We start from the raw sequence: 23,906 nt of genomic DNA, 5'->3' as shown, positions 1-23,906 counted from the left end.
AATATTTTAATGATTATTCCCGGCGGCGCACCGGGTTCACTATACTCTGCCGATACGCGAGTTATTCATTCATCCCATTAATAAGCGCAGGTGCTATGTCTCTGGAAAACGCCTCACCCGAACTGCAGCTGGCGGTAGACTTGATTTACCTGCTGGAATGCAACGAGATCGATCCGGCCACCGCGCTGGCGGCGCTGGATATCGTCAAACGGGATTATCAGGAAAAGCTGCAGCGCGCCGGCGTTACCTCCCCTTACCTGCCCGCCGGGCAGTAAAAGGGACAGCACTGCTGTCCCTCTCGTCTATCGATTCTCGTCAGCCCGCTGTCTGGCCGCCTTCATCCGATGACAGCGTTCTTTTCACTTCCTGCACTTCGTTGCCCTGCCGGTTATGCAAATACACCTCCAGCTGGTTGAAGGCGATGTCGATGTCGTTTTCCCGGCACAGGCGATCGATTGAGCGGTTCAGCTCGTCCACGGTATAGCTGCGATCGCGCAGTTCGCGCACATAGAGCCGCAGCTCGTGATCCAGCGTGCTGGCGCCGAAGTTGAGGAAGAACACCTGCGGTTCGGGATCGGTCATCACCCGCGGGTTGTCGTGCGCCGCCTGCAGCAACACCTTTTTCACCTTGTCGAGATCGGAACCGTAGGCCACGCCCACCTTGATCAGCACGCGGGTGATGGTGTCGGACAGTGACCAGTTGATCAGCCGCTCGGTGACGAACGCCTTGTTCGGGATGATCACCTCTTTGCGATCGAAGTCGGTAATGGTGGTGGCGCGGATGCGGATCTTGCTGACCGATCCGGAGAAGGTGCCGATGGTAATGGTATCGCCAATGCGGATCGGGCGTTCGAACAGGATGATCAGGCCGGAAACGAAGTTGGCGAAGATCTCCTGCAGGCCGAAGCCCAGCCCGACCGTCAGACCGGCAGCCAGCCATTGCAGTTTGTCCCAGGAGACGCCCAGCGATCCCAGCGCGACCACCGCCCCCACGGCGGTGATCAGGTAGGTGAGCACGGTGGTGATGGCATAGGATGCCCCCTGCCGCAGCTGCAGCCGCGACAGCACCACCACCTCCAGCAGACCGGGCAGGTTGCGGGTGAGCACGTAGGCGACGATCACTGCGGCGATCGCCACCATCATGTTGCCCAGCGTCACCGCCTGCGACACGCTGCTGCCCGCCACGGTGCTGGTGTAATGCCACAGCGTGATGCTGTCCAGATAAGCGATCACCGTCACCAGATCTGACCAAATGGCGTAGAAGGCGCTGGCGAAGATGGCGAACAGCACCAGAGTAGTCAAACGCAGCGACTGCTGGTTGATCTGATCGAGCGCCAGCGGCGGCTCTTCCACCACCGGTTCGCCGCCCTCGGCCCCCTCTTTCGCCACGTTTTGCCGCCGCGCCAACGCGCGCCGATAGGCCAGACGCCGCGCCGCCACGCTCAGGCCACGCAGCGCAGTCAGGTACACGATGTTCCACAGGAAGAACAGATACAGGCTGTCTATCCAGCGGCTGGCCAGCCGCAGCGTGGTATAGAAGTAGCCGGCAAACATCAGCCCCAGCAGGATCAGCGGCGTGGCGGCAAGCGCAGTGACCACCACCAGCCGCACGGCGTGCGAGCCCTTTTCACGCCAGCTGTCGCGGCACAGCGGGAACACCAGTACCGTCAACAGCGCCAGCGTCAGCATCACCACGACCTGGCCGATGACGTCCTCCACCAAACGCAGCGGCGCTTTCTCGCCCAATACCGACCAGAAGATCAGCGGCTGCAGCGCCAACCCCAGCCGCAGCGTCTGGCGGCGGTAATGCGCGCACAGGTTGGCGCCGAAGTTGAAATGCCGCTCGGCGATACCGCCCGGTTTCAACATCCGGTAGCTGAAGCCGAACACCAGCCACGACAGCGCCAGCTGCTGCGACAGCGCCCAGATAAAGTCGCTGATGCCGAAGCCCGCGCGATACATCCAGAAACCGGCGCCGAGCAGCAACGCGGCGCCGGGCAACACCTTCAGCAGGGTCAGCGCGATGGCCTTCGGCGTGTGCAGCTGGCCGTCGCGCTTGAGTTGCCCCACGTCATTGGCCAGCTTTTGCAAATGGCCGTCGATCAGCCGGTAGCGCCAGCGTAACACCCCGAGCACCAACAGCATCGGGATCAAGAACACCAGCGCGTTCAACCCGCCCTGCAACAGTTTGCCGCCGTCGAATTTGAAATCGAGCCCGGCGAGCTGATCGCGCACCGCCTCCGGCAGCGCCTTCAACCACGCCAAATCGACCGGCTTGTTGCTGTTGACCCAGAAAATCTGCTGGGTCAGCGTATCCTGCAGCGAGCCGTAGACGCTGGTCAGCTGCTGCTGGTTGATCTGTAAATTGATCGACAGCGACAGCTGGTTGCTGAGCTGCTTATTCAACTGATCCAGCAGCTCGCGGCGCATGTCGACGATCTCGTTCAGCGCGTCAATCACCTCCGGCGCGGCCTTTTCTTTGCTCTCGGCCACCAATTGGTTGATGTAGTCCTCGCCCTTGAACAGATCGTCGCGTTGCTGATTGATATCGAACTGCTCCAGCCGCAGATCGGCGATGCGCGTGTCTATATCCGCCAGCAGCGTGCCCTGCGGCAGGTTTTGCTGCTGCTGATACAGAATACGCGACAGTACCAGACTGCCCTTCAGCACCTGAATCTGCTCTTTCAGGTTACGTTCCGCCTGCAGCCCGCGATCGAGCCAGTTTTTGACCCGGATGTTCTGCTGGAACAGGGTGTTGCTCTCTTCGGTGGCGGCGATCAGCTGCTGGCTCAGCTGGCGGTTGACGTCCAACTGCTTGCTGACCAACTGATCGTGCTGGATATCGGTGGCGTCTTCCGGGTTCTGCGCCTCCTTGGCGGTTTTTTCAGACAGCGTCAGGCGCTTGCTGTTGACGAGCTCCTGCAGCAGCTGCACCGATCGATCCAGCGCGTCGATATGCGCCGTGGTGTAATCGCGCTGCTTTTGCAGCAAATCCTGCAGGGTGGTGTTGGCTTCCAGGCTCTTGCGCTGCAGCTCCAACTGCGCGTTGAGCAACGCCTGTTCGGTATTCAGCATCACCTGCTGGCTGTTGCGCAGCGAATCTTGCCCCGGCGTCTGGCCGCTGAGCTGGCTGCGGATCTCCTGCAGGCGCTGCGAAGCGGCGTACATGGTGCTCTGCACCCGCTCGGGCTGGGTTTGCAGCGACACCAGTTGGCTGTTGTAGGTAGAGAGGCTCTCCTGCGCGCTTTGCAGCTCGTCGAGCGTTTGATACAGCCGGCTCTCCAACTGGCGCAGCGACAACGGCAACAGCGCGCCGCGCGCCGCCGCGTTGTCCGCCGGCCGCTTCAGCGCATCCAGTTCGGCGCTGACCTGATTGAGCTTCGCCGGTGCCTGCTGCACCTGCTGTTTAAGCTGCGCGGCGTCCTGCCGGTTGCGCTCGATGGCGTCCAGCAGCTCCAGCGTGCGAGTCAAATCCTGCTGGGACAGCTTTTCGACCGGCGTCAGAGCTTTTTGCTTGTTCAGCGTTTCCAGCTGGCTTTGCACTTCGCTGCGCGGCGGCAAATCGCCGTTCAGCGCCGCCTGCGCCGGCAAGCCGCACGCAAAAATAAGGAAAAGAAGTGTCGCGGCGACCATGCGCCGCCAGGGCGCGCCGCCAAACGAGAGCGGCGCCAGAGAAGGTAGAGTAAACCAGCGATGCATGATTTAGCTTCGGATCGGTTAAGAAGCCTGAAGGTTATCACGATCGCCGACAGGCGACGAATAACAAAAACGTTGCCGGTGATGTGCAGTTGTAGCGAAATCAGAAAGTCAGCACTTTCTCCGCCGCCAGCGTCCACTGCGCCAGTTCCGTCAGGGTGCCGATCGCCACGCCGTCCGCCAGCGGCAAGCGGCTGACGCCGCGCGCGTCGGCGCAGGTTTTGCACAGCTTGACCGGCACTTGCTGCGCGGTGAGGATCTCCAGCATCTGCTGCAGGTGATACCCTTCGTGCGGCTGCTGCCCGGCCAGGCCTGCCACGACCGCGTCAGACATCAGAAACAGCCGCAGATCGAGACTGCTCTGCTGCTCTTTCAGCGCGATGGCCAAGCGCAATGCGTTGAACAACGACTCATGGCCATAGGCGGCACCGTTGGCGATGAGAACGACTGATGACATGAAATCTCTCCTTATAAAGGTAGGGAGCCGGCGTTGGACGGTGCTACCGTCGACGCATCGGGTTTGAGCCGCAAGGTGGGGCAAAACTGCAGCATGTCCAGAAACGCGTCCACCAACGCTTCGGCTTCGGCCCGCAGATCGAAACTTTCCGGCATAAACAGCCAGTTTTCCATCAGGCCGGTGATATAACCGCGCAGAATGATCGCCGCGCGGCGCGTGTTCAGATCGTCGGGGAGCTGTTCGCAGCGCATGCAGTCGAGCAGGATGGCTTCAATGCGTTCGTAACCGGCGAGGTACAGCACCTTGCGCGAATCCAGCAGCGGCACCATTTCACCGACAAACTCACATTTGTGGAAGATAATTTCCAGTAACGCTCGCCGACGACAGTCTTCCACCGTAGACGTCAGAATGTAAATCAGAATTTCCTTGAGAACCCGCAGTGGATTCTCGGGAAAATTTGCCCGATACTCTGTCGAGAGTTCATCTATTTTCGGCTCAGTAGATTCCCAAACTTCATTAAACAGGTCTACCTTATTCTTGAAGTGCCAGTAAATTGCTCCACGTGTAACCCCGGCAGCGGTGGCAATATCTGTCAGTGACGTTGCGGCAACGCCACGTTCAGAGAATTCTCTCACCGCAGCGTCAAGAATTTGACGTCGGGTTTCTTGCGCCTGCTGTTTGGTTTTTCGTGCCATGGCATTGTTATTTAGGGGGAGTGTGATTTACATACATTCGCGAATGTATGTACCATAGCACGCACATATAATTAACGCAGCAATGGGTTTTAAAGCTTGTGATCCATTGATCATTTTGAAATCGGACACTTGAGGTTTTTCTATGAACAAAAACAGAGGGTTAACGCCTCTGGCGGCCGTTCTGATGCTTTCAGGCAGCTTAGTGCTAACAGGATGTAACGATAAAGAAACCCAACAGCAAGGCGCCCACCAGCAGGCTCCCGAAGTGGGCGTAGTGACCTTGAAGGCCGAGCCTCTCAACATCACTACCGATCTTCCTGGCCGCACCGCTGCGTATCGTGTCGCCGAAGTTCGCCCTCAGGTCAGCGGCATCATCCTGAAGCGCAACTTCGTTGAAGGCAGCGATATCAAGGCCGGGACTTCCCTGTACCAAATCGATCCCGCCACCTATCAGGCCAGCTACGACAGCGCGAAAGGCGATTTGGCCAAAGCGCAGGCCAGCGCTTCTATCGCGCGCGTGACGGTAAACCGCAACAAGCCATTGGTAGGCACCGGTTACGTCAGCAAGCAAGAGTACGATACCTCCGTGTCCAATCTGCAACAGGCGGATGCTGCCGTCGTGGCCGCCAAGGCCGCCGTGGAAGCCGCGCGCATCAACCTGGCGTACACCAAGGTGACCTCCCCGATCTCCGGCCGCATCGGCAAATCCGCCGTGACCGAAGGCGCGCTGGTCAGCAACGCCCAGGCGAACGCCCTGTCCACCGTGCAGCAGTTGGATCCGATGTATGTCGACGTCACCCAGTCGAGCACCGACTTCCTGCGCCTGAAGCAAGAACTGGCCAGCGGCGCGCTGAAGCAGGAAAACGGTAAGGCCAAGGTGAAACTGCTGCTGGAAAACGGCGCCGAATACGCGCAGGAAGGCACGCTGGAGTTCTCCGACGTCACCGTCGACGAAACCACCGGTTCCATCACCATTCGCGCCCTGTTCCCTAACCCGAACGACACGCTGTTGCCGGGCATGTTCGTTCGCGCTCGCCTGGACGAAGGCGTGCGCAGCGATGCGTTGCTGGTACCTCAGCAAGGCGTCACCCGCAACCCGCGCGGCGATGCGACGGCGTTGGTGGTAGGGGCGGACGATAAAGTTGAACTGCGTACGCTGAAGGCGGACCAGGCGATCGGCGACAAATGGCTGGTTACCGACGGCCTGAAAGCCGGCGATCGCGTGATCGTCACCGGTTTGATGAAGGTGCATCCGGGCGCGCAGGTAAAAGTGCAGGAAGTTGACACTCAGGCGCAAAAACAGCCGCAGTCTGAAGCGCAGAAGTCATAAAAAGGAGCCTGTAATACATGGCTAAGTTCTTTATAGATCGCCCAATTTTCGCCTGGGTAATCGCCATCATCGTCATGTTGGCGGGGGTGCTTGCAATAATGAAACTGCCTATCGCGCAGTATCCCACTATTGCACCGCCGGCGGTGAGTATTTCCGCCAACTACCCGGGCGCAGATGCCAAAACGGTGCAGGATACCGTCACGCAGATTATCGAACAGAACATGAACGGTATCGATAACCTGATGTACATGTCCTCCACCAGTGATTCCTCTGGTAGCGTCGCCATTACCCTGACGTTTGAGTCCGGCACCGATCCTGACATCGCGCAGGTTCAGGTTCAGAACAAACTGTCCCTGGCCACCCCGCTGTTGCCGCAAGAAGTGCAGCAGCAGGGCTTGAAAGTCGAAAAATCCAGCAGCAGCTTCCTGATGGTGGCCGGCTTCGTTTCCGACGATCCGAACATGACTCAGGACGATATTGCGGACTACGTGGCCTCCAACATCAAGGACCCGATCAGCCGTTCGTCCGGCGTGGGTGAAGTGCAGCTGTTCGGCGCCCAGTACGCGATGCGTATCTGGCTGGACCCGAACAAACTGAACAACTACCAGCTGACGACCACGGACGTGACCTCCGCCATCACCGAGCAGAACAACCAGATCGCCGCAGGGCAGCTGGGCGGCATGCCGCCGGTGCCGGGGCAGCAGTTGAACGCCTCGATCATCGCGCAGACCCGTCTGACCTCGCCGGAAGAGTTTGGCAAGATCCTGCTGAAGGTGAATACCGACGGTTCTCAGGTGCGCCTGCGCGACGTCGCTCACATCGAGCGCGGTGCGGAAAGCTATGCCGTGACCGCCCGTTATAACGGCAAGCCTGCCGCCGGTTTGGGTATCAAACTGGCTACCGGCGCCAACGCCCTGAACACCGCCAAAGGGGTGAAAGACGCGCTGGCCAAGATGTCGCCGTTCTTCCCGCAAGGGATGAAAGTGGTTTACCCGTACGACACCACCCCGTTCGTTAAGATCTCCATCAACGAAGTGGTGAAAACGCTGATCGAAGCCATCATCCTGGTGTTCCTGGTGATGTATCTGTTCCTGCAGAACTTCCGCGCGACGTTGATCCCAACCATCGCGGTGCCTGTAGTACTGCTGGGGACCTTCGCGATACTCGCGGCGTTCGGCTTCTCGATAAACACCCTGACGATGTTCGGCATGGTGTTGGCGATCGGCCTGCTGGTGGATGACGCCATCGTGGTGGTGGAAAACGTCGAGCGCGTCATGTCCGAAGAGGGGCTGCCGCCGAAAGAAGCTACCCGTAAATCGATGGGCCAGATCCAGGGCGCGCTGGTAGGTATCGCCATGGTGCTGTCGGCGGTATTCGTGCCGATGGCGTTCTTCGGCGGTTCGACCGGCGCCATCTATCGCCAGTTCTCGATCACCATCGTGTCCGCGATGGCGCTGTCGGTGCTGGTGGCCTTGATCCTGACGCCGGCGCTGTGCGCCACCATGCTCAAACCGATCCCGAAAGGCGATCACGGGGTTAAAACAGGCTTCTTCGGCTGGTTTAACCGCATGTTTGAGAAGAGCACGCATCACTATACCGACAGCGTGGGCAACATTCTGCGCAGCACCGGCCGCTACCTGATCATCTATCTGTTGATCGTGGTTGGCATGGGCTTGCTGTTCCTGCGCCTGCCTTCTTCGTTCCTGCCGGACGAAGATCAGGGCATCCTGTTGACCATGGTGCAGTTGCCTGCCGGCGCCACCGAAGCCCGTACCGCCAAGGTGTTGGAAGAAGTCACCGACTACTTCTTGACCAAGGAAAAGGACAACGTGGTTTCCGTGTTTACCGTCGCGGGCTTCGGCTTCAACGGTAACGGTCAGAACAACGGTCTGTCGTTCGTCAGTCTGAAAGACTGGGGCGAACGTCCTGGCGCGCATAACAAAGTGGATGCGATCGCCGGGCGCGCCATGGCCGAGTTCTCGAAGATCAAAGAAGGCTTGGTATTCCCGTTCAACCTGCCGGCGATCATCGAACTCGGCACCGCCACCGGCTTTGACTTCGAGCTGATCGACCAAGGCGGCCTCGGCCACGAAAAACTGACCGACGCGCGTAACCAGCTGTTGGGCATGGTCGCTCAGCATCCGGACGTGCTGGTGGGCGTGCGCCCTAACGGCCTGGAAGATACGCCGCAGTTCAAACTGATCGTCGATCAGGAGAAAGCCAAGGCGCTGGGCGTCAGTATCACCACCATCAACAGCACGCTGAGCACCGCGCTGGGGGGGGCGTACGTCAACGACTTCATCGACCGCGGTCGTGTGAAGAAAGTGTACGTACAGGCTGAAGCGCCATTCCGTATGCTGCCGGAAGACATCAACAAGTGGTACGTGCGCGGCACAAGCGGCCAGATGGTGCCATTCTCCGCCTTCTCCTCGGCGAAATGGGAATACGGCTCACCGCGTCTGGAACGTTATAACGGTCTGCCGTCGATGGAGATCCTGGGCCAAGCCGCACCGGGCAAGAGTACTGGTGAAGCGATGAACCTGATGGAACAGCTGGCATCCAAGCTGCCAAGCGGCATCGGTTACGACTGGACCGGCATGTCCTATCAGGAACGTCTGTCGGGCAACCAGGCGCCGGCACTGTACGCCATCTCAATTCTGGTGGTGTTCCTGTGTCTGGCGGCGCTGTACGAGAGCTGGTCGATTCCGTTCTCGGTCATGCTGGTGTTGCCGCTGGGGGTTATCGGTGCGTTGCTGGCCGCCACCATGCGCGGCATGAACAACGACGTTTACTTCCAGGTGGGGCTGTTGACCACCATCGGCCTGTCGTCGAAGAACGCCATCCTGATCGTGGAATTCGCCAAGGATCTGATGGAGAAAGAAGGCAAAGGCCTGATCGAAGCGACGTTGGAAGCGGTGCGTATGCGTCTGCGTCCAATCCTGATGACGTCTCTGGCCTTCATCCTCGGGGTACTGCCGCTGGTTATCAGCAGCGGTGCAGGCTCCGGCGCACAGAACGCGGTAGGTACCGGCGTAATGGGCGGGATGATCACCGCCACCGTATTGGCGATCTTCTTCGTACCGGTCTTCTTCGTGGTGGTTCGCCGCCGCTTCAGCAAGAAGAACGAAGACCTGGAACACAGCCATCCGGTAGAGCATCACTGATCGTTCAGTGACATCCATCCGATAATTGAAAAGGCCGCACATGCGGCCTTTTTCTTTTGCCTCAGTTGGTTAATGCAAACCGTTCTCATTAATTCACTCGTGAGTGCAATTTACGCTTGATCGTGGTGCCGGGTCGGCGCATAATAATTGTTATAGTATAACATTACACGAAAGAGCCATTATGAAACCCGGCATCCATCCCGATTACCGCACCGTGGTATTCCACGACGTCAGCGCCAATACCTACTTCAAAGTGGGATCGACCATCAAAACCGATCGCACCATCGAGCTGGACGGTGAAAGCTGGCCTTATATCACCCTCGACGTCTCTTCCGCTTCGCATCCGTATTACACCGGCAAGCAGAAAGACTACTCCAAAGAAGGCAGCACGGCGCGCTTCCAGCAGCGCTTTGGCCGCTTTATCGGCAATAAGTAACAAGGAACCGGCATGCAGGTATTGAGTTCATTGCGTTCGGCGAAGAATCGCCACCCGGATTGCAAAATTGTGCGTCGTCGTGGCCGCATCTATGTGATCTGCAAAAGCAATCCGCGATTCAAAGCGGTACAGGGACGTAAGAAAAAGCGTTAACGTTAAAGTGTCATCTGTCGCAAAGCCCCGTTGCTGCTCAACGGGGCTTTTTTTATGGCGAGAAAGTGCCTGCAAGCCATCCCCCCGCCGATGGGCGGGGGACTGGAATTACTTCATGCTGCTCAGCAGCGTATCGACATTGTGCTTGAACGCCTGCTCATAGGTGGCCGCCGGGCCGCCTGCGCGGGAAAGCGCTTCAGGGTACAGCTCACCGCCCGCCCTGGCACCGGTGGCAGCGGCGATCTGCTTCACCAGCCGCGGGTCGGTCTGGTTTTCGATAAAGTAGGCGTTAACCTTCTCCTGTTTAATCTGCGTGATCAGGCCGGCCACATCGCTGGCACTGGCTTCGGCCTCGGTGGAAAATCCAACCGGGGCAAGGAAGGTGACGCCATACTCTTGCCCAAAGTAGCCAAAAGCATCGTGACTGGTCAGCACCTTACGTTTCTGTGGCGGCACTGCGGCAAACTGGGTTTTGGCCCACAGGTCCAGCTTTTGCAGCTGCTGGATGTACTCGGCGCCGCGCTGGCGAAAATAGTTGGCATCCTCGGGATCGGCGGCGATCAGGGCGTTCATCACGTTGGTGGCGTACTGAACGCCGTTTTTCATGCTGTTCCAGGCGTGAGGATCGGTAATCTGTTTACCGTCCTCCTCCATCTGGCGGGTGCTGATGCCCTGCGAAGCGGTGATCACCCGCCCTTTATAACCGGAAGCACTGACCAGGCGATCGATCCACCCTTCCAGCCCCAGGCCGCTGACGAACACCACGTCGGCCTGCGCCAGCAGCTTGCCATCCTGCGGTGAAGGCTCAAAGCTGTGCGGATCGCCATCCGGCCCCACCAGCGTACTGACCTTGACGTGATCGCCCCCCACCTGTTTGACGATATCCCCAAGAATAGAAAAGCTGGCGACGGCGTCGACGGTTTTCGCCATCGCCAATGGGCTGGCCAGCAGAGCAGCGACCGCCAGCGATAGAGGTAAACGTTTCATACTTTCTCCTTGCAAATGGCACTTCTCAACGGCGCGCAAAGGCGTAAATGCCTCCGCGCGTTCCAAACAGGATCGAAACGAAAAAGATGACGCTGGCACTGAGCACAATCGCTGGGCCGGCGGGCAGCGAAGCGTAATAGGACCACACCAGCCCGATCAGGCTGGAAAGCGCGCCGATGCCCATCGCCGTCGCCAGGGTCTGCGGCAGATTGCGTGCCCAGAAGCGCGCGCTGGCGGCCGGCAACATCATCAGCCCCACCGACATCAACGTGCCGAGGATCTGGAATCCCGCCACCAGATTGACCACCACCAGCGCCAAAAACAGGCCGTGGATCAGCGCCAACCGGCGCGGCGCGTTGACGCGCAGGAAAGTAACGTCAAAGGATTCGATCACTAACGCGCGGTACAGCGCCGCCAGCGCCAGCAACGACACCGTAGCGATAGCGCCGACCATCAGCATCGCCTGCGCATCCACCGCCAGAATCGAACCGAACAACACGTGCAGCAGATCCACGCTGGAACCGCGCAGCGAAACCAGCGTAACCCCCAGTGCCAACGATCCCAGATAGAAACCGGCGAAACTGGCGTCTTCCTTCAGCGGCGTGCGGCGGCTCACCAATCCGGACAGCATCGCCACCGCCAGCCCGGCGATAAAGCCGCCCACGCCCATCGCCACCAGTGACATGCCGGAGATCAGATAGCCGATCGCCGCGCCAGGCAACACGGCATGGGACAATGCATCCCCCACCAGGCTCATGCGCCGCAGCAACAGAAAAACGCCCAGCGGAGCTGCACTGAGCGACAGTGCCAGGCACGCCATCAGCGCCCTACGCATAAAACCGAAAGAGATAAAGGGGTCAATAAGCCCATGCAGTAACATCATGGCGCCACCGCCCGCAGATCCGACGGCCGCCCGGCGGCGTGATACCTTGGCACCTGTTCCAACACGCGTTCTGCCGCACCCCAGTGGCACGCCTGTGGGGTCAGCAACAGCGCCTGCGGAAAATGCTCGGCGACCATCGACATGTCGTGCAGGACGGCAATCACCGTTCTCCCCTGCCGGTGCAGCTGCGCGATAACCTGGAGCAGGATCTGGGTGGTGGCGCTGTCGATGCCGGTAAAAGGCTCATCCAACAGGATCAGCGGCGCCCGCTGCACCAAAAGGCGCGCAAACAGCACCCGCTGCAGCTGGCCGCCGGACAACTCGCCCACCGGGCTGCGCGCCAACGCGCTCATGCCGACACTCATCAACGCTTCATCGACCTGGCAGGCCGCTCGCTTGTTCATACCACCGAACATGCCGCTTTGCGGCCAACAGCCCATCGCCACCAGATCGCTCACCGCGATCGGAAATTGCCGATCCAACTCAGCCTGCTGCGGTAAATAAGCCCTGCGCGGCGGCTTTCCGCCGCTAAAACTCAGGCTGCCGCCCAGCGGCGGCAACAAACCGGCGAAGGTTTTCAACAGCGTCGATTTCCCGGCCCCGTTGAGCCCCACCACCGCGGTCAACGATCCGGTGGCAAATTGCCCGCTCAGCGGCGGGAAAAGCGGCGTTGCCCCATAGCCTATCGCCAGCTGACGTAAAGCGATCATGGCAGCGCTACCGCCCAAAAGATGCCCAACCACAGCAGGGCCAGTAAGACAACGGCACCCGCGCAGCGCACGGCGGCGGAGGCGGTAAACAACGAGTTCAATGACGACGCAGCGTCATCTTGCGAAAAGGGAGTCAATGTCATGGCCCAAGCAGTGGATCTATAGTTACAATATAACATCACACTCACTATTGCGCCTCAAGCCTTGCCGCATCAATTAATGCAACGGAACGTAACAGCTCACCGGCGTAACATCCCCCACAACTCCCTTATCAAATTCAGGGGTATTACCGCTCGGCGGAAATGTTGGCTTAGGGTAAAAAAACTGCGGCATATCGAAAACTTTACCGACGAGAGCGGAAAAGGAGTAAGATAAGGTGATAACATTGCTGTTGGCCGAGATTAATGCTTGTTACCCTTGCCTGTGAGCGGGAAGTCAACGCACTTTCTGTTAAACAATTAAAGAAAGTGATTCATGACAAAATAACGGAGTTAGTGCCGGCGTTGACCAGCGGACTCAGTTTTTATTCCGAAAGCGCACGTTACGCCGAAGATTCATTAGAAATACTTGATATAGTGCCACAAGGCGCTAGCGACTATTCAATGAGTTACCGCTATAAGTGGGGCATTTTTAATGCCTGTCTGGATATCAACAGCGAAGCGTTCATCAAAGATAGCGTCAGATTCCGCGTGACGGAGCGGGGTTTAATCTTCGACATCATTGATAACTCGCGTCCATCAACCGCAGATGAATTGTAAGTTTACGTAATAACTACAGGCCAAACGCGGAAAAATGATTTATATTCACTTAAAGGAAAGTTTATTTAGCCACCGTTAAGCTGCCTCCGTCCATGATGTAAATCAGCTTACTCACATAGTGTTATCAACACCGCAATTAAGACTTACGGAGGGGATGATATGGATGAGTATTCGCCTAAGCGACACGATATTGCTCAGCTCAAATTCTTGTGCGAAAATTTGTATGATGAAGGCATCGCTACCCTGGGAGACAGTCACCACGGGTGGGTCAACGATCCGACATCTTCCGTCAACCTGCAGCTTAATGAGTTGATCGAACATATCGCTTCGTTTGTGATGAGTTATAAAATTAAATACATGGACGAATCGGACCTTGCAGAGTTAGTCGAAGAATATCTCGACGATACCTATACGCTGTTCAGCAGCTACGGTATCAATGATTCCGACCTGCGCCGTTGGCAAAAAACCAAGGCGAGATTATTCAGAATGTTCTCAGGAGAGGACATCTGTACGACAATGAAAACTTAGGGGATAATTATTCCCAAGCTATTTTACGGTTATTAAACTAAAAGGCTATCATGACTAAAACCGACTATCTGATGCGTTTACGTAAATGCACCACAATTGATACTCTCGAACGTGTTATTGAGAAAAATAAGTACGAGCTCTCCGATGATGAACTGGAGCTGTTTTACTCAGCGGCCGATCACCGTTTGGCGGAGCTCACCATGAACAAACTGTATGACAAAATCCCCACTGCCGTTTGGAAGTATGTCAGATAATCAAGCAACAACGCGTTGAGCCGATGTTTTTATCGGCCTCAATGTTCAGGCTAAATGCGCACTTTTCCTATTGACAGCAAAATTTCAATTACGTTCCTTCGCGCCAACCATTAATAAATGGAAACAACTCTCTTTTTAAATCGAGGAATGTTGCGCCACACCTTTCCTCATTCTGCTCGCCCCATTAACAGCTAATTCATTATCCATAACGTGTTGTCGATAGCCGGATGAAAAGAAATGCTTTCTCGCCCGCCGGATGGCAGAAACGGATAAGTGGCGAAGGAAGTGAGTTGGCGACAGCCCAAATGGGTGGGGACCCTGCCAGCTACATCCCGGCACACACGTCACCTGCTGCGGCTGCTTCCTTCCGGACCTGACCGAGTTCACAAGTTAGTGTTGCGGGAGAACCAACAGGGCCCCCATTGACGGCTTCTGTACTCTGAAGCGGTGGGCATTATCGGCGATGCCCCGCCAAATAGCAAGCCAACCGGGGCCGACCGCTGTTTTCTTACCCACCTGCGCTGTGGCACACTTATCGTCTGGGTTTTGACTTACGCGGGAACGCCAACATGCAACCAGAAGATGCCTCTTTCAGCCAACGGGTATTCCACATCGTGGCCGCCATCCCCTACGGCAAAGTGACCACCTACGGCGAAGTTGCCCGCCTGGCCGGTTCGCCGCGCGCCGCACGTCAGGTCGGCGGTGTGCTGCGCCGCTTGCCGGAGGGCAGCGCGCTGCCCTGGCACCGGGTGATTAATCGGCACGGGCAGATATCGCAACAGGGGGAAGATTTTCAACGGCAACGGCAGGCTTTGCTGGCGGAGGGGATTATTTTCGGCCCGCACAGTACGGTGGATTTTACTCTCTACGGCTGGCGCTGGTAAAAACAGCCTTTGGCCGAAGCGCAAAGGCTGTTGTTTGCAGACAGCTTCAGAGATAAGACATTATCGCAACACGGTTTCCACCGGTACACCCTGTGCAGGCACCAGCAACAGATCGGCGCGATTGCCGTTACGGGTCACCACTTCCTTAATCGTTTCCGTCACGAAGGCCATACGACCATTCACCATCACCGCAGCGCTCACAATCACGCGGGCGTTGGGCTGGATGTTGGCCGGGTTATACGGTAAAACAAAGTTGAACGGCACCTGTTGCCCATCGGTGCGCATGGCGCTTTGGGCGATCACTTTGGTTGGCCCCGCATCCAGGGTGGCGTCGGAAAGCGTGACTGTCAGTACGGCATCCGGCGGCAGCGCAATGCGCTGACGCATGCTAACCGAACCTGTCACCGACGGGCCCTGAATCTGCGTTTGTGTCACCATTGAGTTTCCTGCCGCCGGCTGGTGCATATTCGCACTCTTATGGACGCACCCCGTCAGAACGATCGTCAGGACTGCGGCGCCACCTACGACTTGCCAGAGTTTCATGGATCGGTCTCCTTTTTTATTATCAACATGTTGGTGGCTTTCACCACCTTACTCATTAAAGTTAGCACAAAGCACTGATAATGCCATTTAACCCCACCTATTAATCACTTACCGTACTAAAAACGCTCACTATTAAAACCATTTTCACCACGCCTTTAACGCAACATGTTGACGCCGCGCCGTGATATTCCGCACACTGCGCAAAATGATTATTAGAAAGGTAACAACTTTATGAGCCAGGCATTGCAAAACCTCCTCGATCTGCTGGATCTGGAGAAAATCGAAGAAGGGCTATTCCGCGGCCAAAGCGAAGATCTGGGGCTACGCCAGGTGTTCGGTGGTCAGGTGGTCGGCCAGGCGCTGTACGCCGCCAAACAGACGGTGCCAGACGAGCGCAGCGTGCATTCGTTCCACAGCTACTTCCTGCGCCCGGGCGACAGCAGCAAGCCGATCGTCTACGACGTGGAAACCCTGCGCGACGGCCACAGCTTCAGCGCTCGCCGCGTCAGCGCCATCCAACACGGCAAACCTATCTTCTATATGACCGCTTCCTTCCAGAGCCCGGAAGAGGGATTTGAGCACCAGAACCTCATGCCGGACGTACCGCCGCCGGAAGGGCTGCTGTCCGAATCGGAGATCGCCCAGAAGCTGGCGCATATGCTGCCGGAAAAAGTGCGCGAGAAGTTTATCGGCCAGAAGCCGATCGAAATGCGTCCGGTGAAATTCCACAACCCGTTGAAAGGCAGCGTGGAAGAACCGCATCGCTATGTGTGGTTCCGCGCCAACGGCAGCATGCCGGACGATCCGCGCATCCACCAATATCTGCTGGGCTACGCGTCTGACTTCAACTTCCTGCCGACGGCGCTGCAGCCGCACGGTGTCGGCTTCCTCGAGCCGGGCATGCAGGTAGCCACCATCGACCATTCGATGTGGTTCCACCGTCCGTTCCGCATGGATGACTGGCTGCTGTACGCGGTGGAAAGCTCCTCCGCCTCCGGTGCGCGTGGCTTTGTGCGTGGCCAGATCTATACCCGCGATGGCGTACTGGTCGCCACCACCGTACAGGAAGGGGTGATTCGCCAGCGCGACGCCTGACTCGATGCATAAATAAAGGGGCGATGGAAACCTCGCCCCTTTTTGCCCCATCATTATTTTATTGTTTAGCGCACTGCCCCGCTTCGCGTCTTACTGGTTATAGGCGCTCTCGCCGTGACTGTTGACGTCCAGCCCTTCACGTTCCTGCTCTTCCGGCACCCGCAGCCCCACCATGGAGCCCGCGATCTTGAAGGCGATAAAGGCGGCGACGCTCGACCACACCAGCGTGATCAGCACGCTTACCAGCTGGATCCACACCTGGTGGCCCATGCTTACCCCTTCGGCATAGCCGGTGCCGCCCAACGAAGCGGCGGTGAACACGCCGGTCAGCAGACAGCCGACAATACCGCATACCCCATGCACGCCGAATACGTCGCAGGTGTCGTCCACTTTCAGCCATTTCTTCAGCGTCACCACGCCCCACAGGCCGGCGACACCGCCCACCAGGCCGATGATCAACGCCCCGCCTACGCCCACGGTGCCCGCCGCCGGCGTGACAGCGACCAGCCCGGCGATCATGCCGGAGCAAGCGCCCAGCAGAGAAGGCTTGCCGCGCAGCACCCACTCGGCGAAGGTCCAGGAGAGAATGGCGCCAGCGGTGGCAACCACGGTATTCAGGAACGCCAGCGCCGCGATGCCGTTAGCCGCGCTGGCGGAACCGGCGTTGAAGCCGAACCAGCCGATATACAGGATGGAAGCCCCGGTAAACACCATCGGCAGGTTGTGCGGCTTGAACGCCTCTTTACCGAAGCCGGCGCGCTTGCCAAGCAAGTAGGCGCCGATCAACCCGGCACTGGCGGCGTTGATATGCACCACGGTGCCGCCGGCGAAGTCCAATGCGCCGTCGGTGGCCAGATAACCGCCGCCCCATACCATGTGCGCGATCGGCAGATAAGACAGGGTGAACCAAACGATCGCGAAGATCAGCACCGCCGAGAAGCGAATGCGCTCGGCGAAGCCGCCCACCACCAGCGCCACGGTGATGCAGGCGAAAGAGGCCTGGAAAGCGACGTGGATCATCTGGCTGATACTGCCGGTTACGCTGTCGATGCCGATGCCTTTCAGCATCGCCGTTTCAAATCCACCGAACACCGCATTGCCTTCGCTGAACGCCAGGCTGTAGCCATACAGCACCCACAGCACGCAGACCAGCGCGAAAGTGACGGTGACCTGCGTTAGCATCGACAGCACGTTTTTGCCGCGCAGCAGGCCGCCGTAAAACAGCGCGATGCCCGGCAGCGTCATGAACAGCACCAGAGCGGTGCAAATCATCATGAAGGCGTTGTCGGCCTTATCGGCGACCGCCGGGGCGGCCAGGGCCAAAGAAGGAACCAGGGTTACCGAACTCAGGCCCAACATGGATAACAGTCTTTTCATTGTCAATCATCCCCATCACTTAACTGAGTTCGTGGTTACAGCGCCGCTTCGTCGGTTTCGCCGGTGCGAATGCGGATCACGCGTTGCAATTCGGCAACGAAAATTTTGCCGTCGCCGATTTTTCCGGTGTAGGCGGCTTTGCTAATCACATCAACCACTTCATCCAACTGATCATCGGCGATGGCGATGTCGATTTTGACCTTGGGCAGGAAGTTGACGTTATATTCGGCGCCACGATACAGCTCGGCGTGCCCCTTCTGGCGGCCGAAGCCCTTCACTTCGGTTACGGTCAGCCCCTGAATGCCCACGGAGGACAACGCCTCGCGCACGTCCTCCAGCTTGAACGGTTTGATTACCACGGTCACCAGCTTCATATTGCCCCTCCACGAATTAAGCCCAAACTCCCCCCGGTACGCCTTATACGTAGCAAGGCCTGTGCCAAATTTTATTTTGCATGGCGATTCAGCGGATTAGCGGGAACGCGGGTGCCGCTGCGACGCGGTGCCGTGCCGCCATTACGCATTGGTCAAATAACGCGCACTGATTTGGTGCGCGGCGCGTTGAAAAAGTGCAGAACGGGAGAATGGCGCAGGCGGGTTGCCTGCTTGTGGTGCGTCGGGACGTCGGGAAAAAGAAGGGCCGCGATGGCGGCCCATGTTCAGGCGGGTTGGCTCTCCTCGCGCACTGCCTCCGCCAGCTGCTCGCCCGCCAACTGCAGCTGATACATCTGGTAGTAGCGCCCCTGCTGCGCCAGCAGCTGCTGATGGTTGCCCTGCTCCACCGCCTGGCCGCGATGCAGCACCAGAATGGAATCGGCGTCGACGATGGTCGACAGCCGGTGGGCGATCACTACCAGCGTGGTGTGTTCGCGGATCACCCGCAGCGCGCGTTGGATCGCTTGCTCAGTGCCCGAGTCAATATTGGCGGTCGCCTCGTCGAGGATCAGGATCTGCGGCGCCTGCACCAACACCCGCGCCATCGCCAACAGCTGTTTCTGCCCGACCGACAGGTTATTTCCCTGCTCGCCCAGCCGGGTATGGATACCCTGCGGAAAACCGCGCACCAGCGCCGCCAGCTGCACCGTTTCCAATGCTCGCCAGACGGCCTCTTCATCGATGTTGCGCCCCAACGTGACGTTAGCCAGCACCGAATCGGCGATCACCACCGGATCCTGCTGTACCATCGCCACCCCCTGGCGCAGCGTGCGGTGCGACAGGCTGGACAGCGGGCGGCCGTCGAGACGCACTTCCCCCTCGCTGACCGGATAATAGCCCATCAGCAGGCTGGCCAGCGTGCTCTTGCCGCTGCCGGTATGGCCGACCAGCGCCACGAAGCCGCGCGAAGGCACCGCCAGCGAGATATGTTGCAGCACCTTTTTGTCCGCGCGGTAAGCGAAGCTCAGATCGGTGATATCGATGCGGCCGCCGGCCAACGGACGATCGTCGGCACCGTAATTCTGCTGGCTGCGATCCATCAGTTCGAAGATACGCTCGCCGGCCACCACCGCCTGCTGCAGTATCGACTGCTGCGAAGTCAGCTCGATCAGCGGTTCGTTCAAACGCCCCAGGTAATTGATGAAGGCATAGAGCACACCAACGCCGATCGCACCTTCGCCGCTGAAGCCGAACAGCATCAGCAGGCCGCACAGCACCAGCGCCGAAAACAGACTGAGCAGCGGCCGCAGCAGGAAGCCGTCGAGCCGCAGAGTCTGCATGCGCGCGAGATAGTGCGACTGGCTGGCGGCGCTCATGCGCTCGCCGAAGCGCACCTGCTGGCGGAATTGCTGGATCACGCCCATGCCGTTGATCACTTCGTTGAAGCCGTCGTTGATGTCCGCCAGATAGCTGCGCACCCGGCGCACGATCGGCGTACTGTAGTATTGGTAGATGCCCATCACCACGAACACCGCCGGGAAGATGCAGACAGCCACCAGCGCCATGCGCCAGTCGAGGCTGAACATCGCCACCAACATGGTGCCGATCAGCGCGGCGCTTTTCAGCACCGTGGAGACCACCATCACGTACAGATCCTTGATCACTTCGGTGTCGTTGGTGACGCGCGAGATCAATTGCCCGACAGGTTGGGTGTCGAAGGCGCTGAGCGGCTGGCGCAGCGCGGCATCCATCACGTCGGTACGCAGCCGCTGCACCACGCCCACCGCCGCTTGGTTGAACAACAGCGCCTGGAAATAGTGCAGCGCCGCCGCCAGCAGTTCCAGCAGCACGTAGGCCGCCGCCAGCCCGCCGACGATCATCAGCGGCAGTTGCCCTTTGGCGACGTAATTATCGATAAAATAGCTCACCAGGATCGGCCCGGCGACTTCCGCCGCCGCCGCCACCCACAGCATCAGCACCGCCAACCCCAGCGGTTTGCGGTACGGCGAGCCGTAGGCCAGCAGCCGCTTCAGCGTCGGCCACAGCTTTTGCACTTTATTCATCGGCCAACGCCTCCTCGCCGTTTTCCGGCGCTTCATCCAGCGCCGCTTCCAGCTGCTGATAACGGTACATATCGCGATACCAGCCCGGCTGCGCCGCCAGCGCCGCCGGGTCGCCGCGCTGTGCCACGCCGCCGTGCTGCATCACCAGGATCTCGCTGGCTTCGGTCAGCGCCGACAGCCGGTGCGCGCTGATGATCACCGTGCGATCTTGCCCCCAACTGCGCAGGTTATGCAGGATCTGGTGCTCGGTACGGCCATCCACCGCCGACAACGCGTCGTCGAGGATCAGGATTTCCGCATCCAGCAGCAGCGCGCGCGCAATGGAGATACGCTGTTTCTGGCCGCCCGACAGCATCACGCCACGCTCGCCCACCTCGGTGTCATAGCCCTGCGGCAGCCGCAGAATATCCTCATGGACGCTGGCCAGCCGCGCCGCTTGCTCGATCTGCGCCTGCGTCGCCCCCGGATGGCCCAACGCGATGTTGTTCGCCACGGTATCGGAGAACAGGAACGGTGTCTGGCTCACCACCGACAGCCGCGAACGCCAGTCGTCGAGTTTGACCTGCGGCAGCGGCAGGCCGTGATAGCAGATCTGCCCTTCGTCGACGTCGAACTGGCGCTGGATCAACGACAGCAGCGTCGATTTGCCGGCGCCGGTCGGCCCGCACAGCCCCAGCATCTGCCCCGGCTTCAGCGTCAGCGCCACATCATGCAGCGCCGGGTGTGGGTTTTCCGGGTAGTGGAACGCGCGGATATCCACGTCCAGCACGCCGCGTCCGGCCGGCAGCGCCTGCGGGCCATCCTGCACCGCCGGTGCTTCATCGAGCAGGCTGCGGATACGGCTGTAGGCCGCGCTGCCGCGCTCGACGATGTTGAACATCCAGGCCAGCGCCAACATCGGCCAGATCATCAAGCCGAGGTACATCACAAAGCTGGTCAGTTGCCCGAGCGTCAGCGAGCCGTTCACCACCATCCAGCTGCCGCCGCCGATAGCCAGCAGGTTGGAGGCGCCGATGGCGATATAAATGGTCGGATCGAAGCGCGCATCCACCCGCGCCACGTGCATGTTTTTGGCGCCGGTCTGCGCCGCGACTTCGGCGAAGCGATTGGATTGGTGATCCTCCAGCCCGAAGGCCTTGATCATGCGGATGCTGGTCATGCTCTCCTGCGCCTGATCGTTCAGACTGGAAAACGCCGCCTGCGCCGATTTAAAGCGCTGGTGCAGCTGGTCACCGTAATATTTGATGGCGATCGCCATCAGCGGCATCGGGATCAACGCCAGCAGCGTCAGCTGCCAGCTGATTTGGGTGCTCATCACCACCAACACCACCAACCCCATCACCAGCGAGTCCACCAGCGTCAGCACGCCTTCACCGGCGGCGAACACCACGCGGTCCACGTCGTTGGTGGCCCGCGCCATCAGATCGCCGGTGCGGTGACGCAGGTAGAACGCCGGGTTTTGCCGGCTGAGCTGGCGGTAAAAGTTTTCGCGCAGCTCGACCGCCAGCTGATAAGAGGCGCCGAACAGCAGCACCCGCCACACATAGCGCAGCAGGTAAACGACGATCGCGGTGCCGATCATCAGCCCAAGCCAGGCCATCAGCACGCCGGTGGACATCTGTTTTTCGGTGACGCCGTCCACGATGATGCCGACCAGCTTGGGTGGCAACAGTTGCAGGATGGCGATGACGATCAGCAATACCACCGCGCCCAGGTAGCGGCGCCACTCCCGGCGGAAGTACCAGCCGATTTGTGCAAATAATCTCACGCAGTTTGATTCCAGGGTTTTATGGGGTTTGTCTCTTTTTCTGCTTTAGCAGCGCAGGATACCACCGTTGAGCCGCCCGCCCGGTGAACTTTTCACTCCGGCACCGGCAGCGCGGTGGTGTATTTGATTTTTTCCATGGCAAAGCTCGAGGTGACATCGATGAGGCCCGGTACGCCGTTCACCAGGCGCTTGTAAAAACCGTCGTAGCTTTTCATGTCCGCCACTTCGACCTGCATCAGGTAGTCGTACTCCCCCGCCATGCGGTAGAACGCCAGCACCTCGGGCATCTGGCTGGTCAGCCGTACAAACGCCTGATACCACTCGCTGCTGTGCTGTTGGGTCTTGATCAACACGAATGCCGTCAATCCTAAACCGAGCTTTTCACTATCCAGCAGCGCCACCCGGCCACGGATATAGCCTTCGTCTTCCAGGCGCTTCAGCCGTTTCCAGCACGGCGTGGAGGTCAAATTGACCGCATCGGCCAGCGCCTGCAGCGACTGGGTGCAATCCTGTTGCAGCATGCACAGCAGTTTACGGTCTGTTTTATCTAACATAACGGCCACCAGGAGAAAAATTTTCTCTCATTAGGCGATTAAACAGGGAAAATGGCAATCCTTTTTTCCTGCCGACAGGCTATGCTACGCCATAAACCTGCCCCCTATTCTGAGGCCAAATCATGACAAACTCTTGGGTAAAATATGCTATCGGTGAAATAGAAGCGGATTTTCAGCGCTCCGCCGATACGCACCTGATTCGCCTGAATCTGCCGGCGTTTCCCGGCATCTGTCTGTACCTGAAAGATGAAAGCACCCATCCGACCGGCAGCCTGAAACATCGCCTGGCGCGCTCGCTGTTCCTTTACGGCCTGTGCAACGGCTGGATCACCGAGAACACCACCATCATCGAGGCCTCTTCCGGCAGCACGGCAGTTTCCGAAGCCTACTTCGCCCGCCTGATCGGCCTGCCGTTCATCGCGGTGATGCCGTCCTGCACTGCGCGCCGCAAGGTAGAGCAGATCGCTTTTTACGGCGGCCGCTGCCACTTCGTCGATCACGCCGCCCAGATCTACGCCGCCTCCGAGCAGTTGGCGAAAGAACTGAACGGACACTATATGGATCAGTTCACCTACGCCGAGCGCGCCACCGACTGGCGCGGCAACAACAACATCGCCGACAGCATCTTCCGCCAGATGGCGCGCGAACCCTTCCCGGTGCCCAAACATATCGTGATGAGCGCCGGCACCGGCGGCACCTCCGCCACGCTGGGGCGCTATATCCGTTATCAAGGGCATGACACCCAATTGACGGTGGTCGATCCGGAAAACTCGGTGTTCTACGACTGCTTCCACCACGGCGACCGCACCCTGATCGGCAGCTGCGGCAGCCGTATCGAAGGCATCGGCCGCCCACGCGCCGAGCCGTCGTTTATTCCGTCAGTGGTCGATAACATGCTGCGGGTGCCGGATGCCGCCAGCGTCGCCACCATCCATTGGCTGGAAGGCGTGCTGGGCCGCAAGGTCGGGGCCTCCACCGGCACCAACGTCTGGGGTGCGCTGCAGCTGGCGAAGCAGATGCGGGAAAACGGCGAGCAAGGCTCGATCGTCACCCTGCTGTGCGACAGCGGTGAACGCTATCTGGATACCTATTACAACCCGGAATGGGTCAGCAACAACATCGGCGACCTGCAGCCGTATCTGGCGCAGCTGGCGGATTTGTAACGCCAGGCTTCGGGTAAAAAAAAGCCGGGTAGTC

The 23,906-nt window shown here is 58.9% G+C and carries 23 protein-coding genes and 1 other RNA gene; 11 read left to right on the top strand and 13 right to left on the bottom strand.

The annotated features are described in order from the left end of the window. The first annotated feature begins 95 nt into the window (after positions 1 to 95). Positions 96 to 275 carry a pleiotropic regulatory protein RsmS gene (gene rsmS / locus BHU62_RS04015; protein ID WP_016928837.1) on the top strand — a complete coding sequence of 60 codons (180 nt, stop codon included), beginning with the start codon at positions 96 to 98 and terminating at the stop codon, positions 273 to 275. A gap of 40 nt (positions 276 to 315) precedes the next feature. Here rsmS and mscK read toward each other — a convergent pair whose 3' ends face one another. The 3 genes from mscK to acrR all read right to left on the bottom strand — a co-directional run bounded on the left by mscK (position 316) and on the right by acrR (position 4,848). Next, a complete protein-coding gene (mscK, locus tag BHU62_RS04010; RefSeq protein WP_236720633.1) occupies positions 316 to 3,633 on the bottom strand; it encodes a mechanosensitive channel MscK in 3,318 nt (1,105 codons plus the stop codon). 166 nt (positions 3,634 to 3,799) lie between these two features. Next, positions 3,800 to 4,153 carry a DsrE/DsrF/TusD sulfur relay family protein gene (locus BHU62_RS04005; RefSeq protein ID WP_073529264.1) on the bottom strand — a complete coding sequence of 118 codons (354 nt, stop codon included), beginning with the start codon at positions 4,151 to 4,153 and terminating at the stop codon, positions 3,800 to 3,802. 11 nt (positions 4,154 to 4,164) lie between these two features. Further along, a complete protein-coding gene (acrR, locus tag BHU62_RS04000; protein WP_073529263.1) occupies positions 4,165 to 4,848 on the bottom strand; it encodes a multidrug efflux transporter transcriptional repressor AcrR in 684 nt (227 codons plus the stop codon). A 142-nt stretch (positions 4,849 to 4,990) separates the two neighbouring features. Between acrR and sdeX the strand changes: the two genes are divergently transcribed. The 4 genes from sdeX to ykgO all read left to right on the top strand — a co-directional run bounded on the left by sdeX (position 4,991) and on the right by ykgO (position 9,931). After that, the gene (gene sdeX, locus BHU62_RS03995; RefSeq protein ID WP_073529262.1) at positions 4,991 to 6,178 is read left to right on the top strand and encodes a multidrug efflux RND transporter periplasmic adaptor subunit SdeX; all 1,188 of its coding nucleotides are present in this window, start codon (positions 4,991 to 4,993) and stop codon (positions 6,176 to 6,178) included. A gap of 17 nt (positions 6,179 to 6,195) precedes the next feature. Next, positions 6,196 to 9,342 (top strand): multidrug efflux RND transporter permease subunit SdeY, encoded by a 3,147-nt coding sequence (sdeY, locus tag BHU62_RS03990; RefSeq protein ID WP_073529261.1) that lies wholly within the window; start codon positions 6,196 to 6,198, stop codon positions 9,340 to 9,342. A gap of 181 nt (positions 9,343 to 9,523) precedes the next feature. Then, positions 9,524 to 9,778: a type B 50S ribosomal protein L31 gene (locus tag BHU62_RS03985; RefSeq protein ID WP_073529260.1), complete on the top strand. Its 255-nt coding sequence runs from the start codon at positions 9,524 to 9,526 to the stop codon at positions 9,776 to 9,778. A 12-nt stretch (positions 9,779 to 9,790) separates the two neighbouring features. Continuing rightward, positions 9,791 to 9,931 carry a type B 50S ribosomal protein L36 gene (gene ykgO / locus BHU62_RS03980; RefSeq protein WP_073529259.1) on the top strand — a complete coding sequence of 47 codons (141 nt, stop codon included), beginning with the start codon at positions 9,791 to 9,793 and terminating at the stop codon, positions 9,929 to 9,931. Positions 9,932 to 10,039: 108 nt separating this feature from the next. Here the strand turns inward: ykgO and BHU62_RS03975 are convergent, their stop codons facing one another. From BHU62_RS03975 to BHU62_RS03965, 3 genes are read right to left on the bottom strand one after another with little or no spacing between them, the layout of a single operon-like run. Then, positions 10,040 to 10,918 (bottom strand): metal ABC transporter solute-binding protein, Zn/Mn family, encoded by an 879-nt coding sequence (locus tag BHU62_RS03975; protein WP_073529258.1) that lies wholly within the window; start codon positions 10,916 to 10,918, stop codon positions 10,040 to 10,042. Between the two features lie 25 nt (positions 10,919 to 10,943). Next, the gene (locus BHU62_RS03970; RefSeq protein ID WP_073529257.1) at positions 10,944 to 11,801 is read right to left on the bottom strand and encodes a metal ABC transporter permease; all 858 of its coding nucleotides are present in this window, start codon (positions 11,799 to 11,801) and stop codon (positions 10,944 to 10,946) included. Beyond that, a complete protein-coding gene (locus BHU62_RS03965) occupies positions 11,798 to 12,511 on the bottom strand; it encodes a metal ABC transporter ATP-binding protein (protein WP_073529256.1) in 714 nt (237 codons plus the stop codon). Before BHU62_RS03965 ends, BHU62_RS03970 begins: the two co-directional genes overlap by 4 nt. Before the next feature lie 404 nt (positions 12,512 to 12,915). On the opposite strand from BHU62_RS03965, the gene BHU62_RS03960 reads away from it, so the two are divergent. From BHU62_RS03960 to BHU62_RS03950, 3 genes are all read left to right on the top strand, one after another. After that, the gene (locus BHU62_RS03960; RefSeq protein WP_073529255.1) at positions 12,916 to 13,269 is read left to right on the top strand and encodes a hypothetical protein; all 354 of its coding nucleotides are present in this window, start codon (positions 12,916 to 12,918) and stop codon (positions 13,267 to 13,269) included. A gap of 159 nt (positions 13,270 to 13,428) precedes the next feature. Further along, positions 13,429 to 13,797: an Hha toxicity modulator TomB gene (gene tomB, locus BHU62_RS03955; protein ID WP_073529254.1), complete on the top strand. Its 369-nt coding sequence runs from the start codon at positions 13,429 to 13,431 to the stop codon at positions 13,795 to 13,797. Between the two features lie 50 nt (positions 13,798 to 13,847). After that, positions 13,848 to 14,051, top strand: coding sequence for an HHA domain-containing protein (locus BHU62_RS03950; RefSeq protein ID WP_073529253.1), 204 nt, complete (start codon positions 13,848 to 13,850; stop codon positions 14,049 to 14,051). Between the two features lie 316 nt (positions 14,052 to 14,367). Here BHU62_RS03950 and ffs read toward each other — a convergent pair. Further along, an RNA gene (gene ffs, locus BHU62_RS03945) (signal recognition particle sRNA small type) lies at positions 14,368 to 14,464 on the bottom strand. A gap of 156 nt (positions 14,465 to 14,620) precedes the next feature. Between ffs and BHU62_RS03940 the strand changes: the two genes are divergently transcribed. After that, positions 14,621 to 14,935 (top strand): MGMT family protein, encoded by a 315-nt coding sequence (locus tag BHU62_RS03940; RefSeq protein ID WP_073529252.1) that lies wholly within the window; start codon positions 14,621 to 14,623, stop codon positions 14,933 to 14,935. A 60-nt stretch (positions 14,936 to 14,995) separates the two neighbouring features. Here BHU62_RS03940 and BHU62_RS03935 read toward each other — a convergent pair whose 3' ends face one another. Beyond that, positions 14,996 to 15,478 (bottom strand): YbaY family lipoprotein, encoded by a 483-nt coding sequence (locus BHU62_RS03935; RefSeq protein ID WP_073529251.1) that lies wholly within the window; start codon positions 15,476 to 15,478, stop codon positions 14,996 to 14,998. Positions 15,479 to 15,709: 231 nt separating this feature from the next. Here BHU62_RS03935 and tesB point away from each other — a divergent pair, with 231 nt between their 5' ends. Beyond that, positions 15,710 to 16,573 carry an acyl-CoA thioesterase II gene (tesB, locus tag BHU62_RS03930; RefSeq protein WP_073529250.1) on the top strand — a complete coding sequence of 288 codons (864 nt, stop codon included), beginning with the start codon at positions 15,710 to 15,712 and terminating at the stop codon, positions 16,571 to 16,573. Positions 16,574 to 16,663: 90 nt separating this feature from the next. Here the strand turns inward: tesB and amtB are convergent, their stop codons facing one another. The 5 genes from amtB to BHU62_RS03905 all read right to left on the bottom strand — a co-directional run bounded on the left by amtB (position 16,664) and on the right by BHU62_RS03905 (position 22,709). Beyond that, positions 16,664 to 17,950, bottom strand: a complete 1,287-nt coding sequence (gene amtB / locus BHU62_RS03925; protein WP_073529249.1) for an ammonium transporter AmtB — start codon at positions 17,948 to 17,950, stop codon at positions 16,664 to 16,666. Positions 17,951 to 17,985: 35 nt separating this feature from the next. Continuing rightward, the gene (gene glnK / locus BHU62_RS03920) at positions 17,986 to 18,324 is read right to left on the bottom strand and encodes a P-II family nitrogen regulator (RefSeq protein ID WP_073529248.1); all 339 of its coding nucleotides are present in this window, start codon (positions 18,322 to 18,324) and stop codon (positions 17,986 to 17,988) included. Positions 18,325 to 18,608: 284 nt separating this feature from the next. Beyond that, positions 18,609 to 20,387, bottom strand: coding sequence for a multidrug efflux ABC transporter permease/ATP-binding subunit SmdB (gene smdB, locus BHU62_RS03915; RefSeq protein ID WP_073529247.1), 1,779 nt, complete (start codon positions 20,385 to 20,387; stop codon positions 18,609 to 18,611). Beyond that, entirely contained in the window at positions 20,380 to 22,155 is a 1,776-nt protein-coding gene (gene smdA / locus BHU62_RS03910; RefSeq protein WP_073529246.1) for a multidrug efflux ABC transporter permease/ATP-binding subunit SmdA, read from the bottom strand. The genes smdB and smdA overlap by 8 nt, the downstream gene beginning before the upstream one ends. A gap of 92 nt (positions 22,156 to 22,247) precedes the next feature. Next, the gene (locus tag BHU62_RS03905; RefSeq protein WP_073529245.1) at positions 22,248 to 22,709 is read right to left on the bottom strand and encodes an Lrp/AsnC family transcriptional regulator; all 462 of its coding nucleotides are present in this window, start codon (positions 22,707 to 22,709) and stop codon (positions 22,248 to 22,250) included. A 122-nt stretch (positions 22,710 to 22,831) separates the two neighbouring features. Here BHU62_RS03905 and BHU62_RS03900 point away from each other — a divergent pair, with 122 nt between their 5' ends. Continuing rightward, the gene (locus BHU62_RS03900; RefSeq protein WP_015376851.1) at positions 22,832 to 23,872 is read left to right on the top strand and encodes a PLP-dependent cysteine synthase family protein; all 1,041 of its coding nucleotides are present in this window, start codon (positions 22,832 to 22,834) and stop codon (positions 23,870 to 23,872) included. The last annotated feature ends 34 nt before the right edge of the window (positions 23,873 to 23,906 follow it).

Origin of the sequence: Serratia marcescens (assembly GCF_001902635.1) — a bacterium.
In the GTDB taxonomy this organism is placed as follows: domain Bacteria; phylum Pseudomonadota; class Gammaproteobacteria; order Enterobacterales; family Enterobacteriaceae; genus Serratia; species Serratia marcescens_F.
Note: the sequence above shows the minus strand (reverse complement) of the source record. Positions and strands in the feature narration are given on the sequence as shown.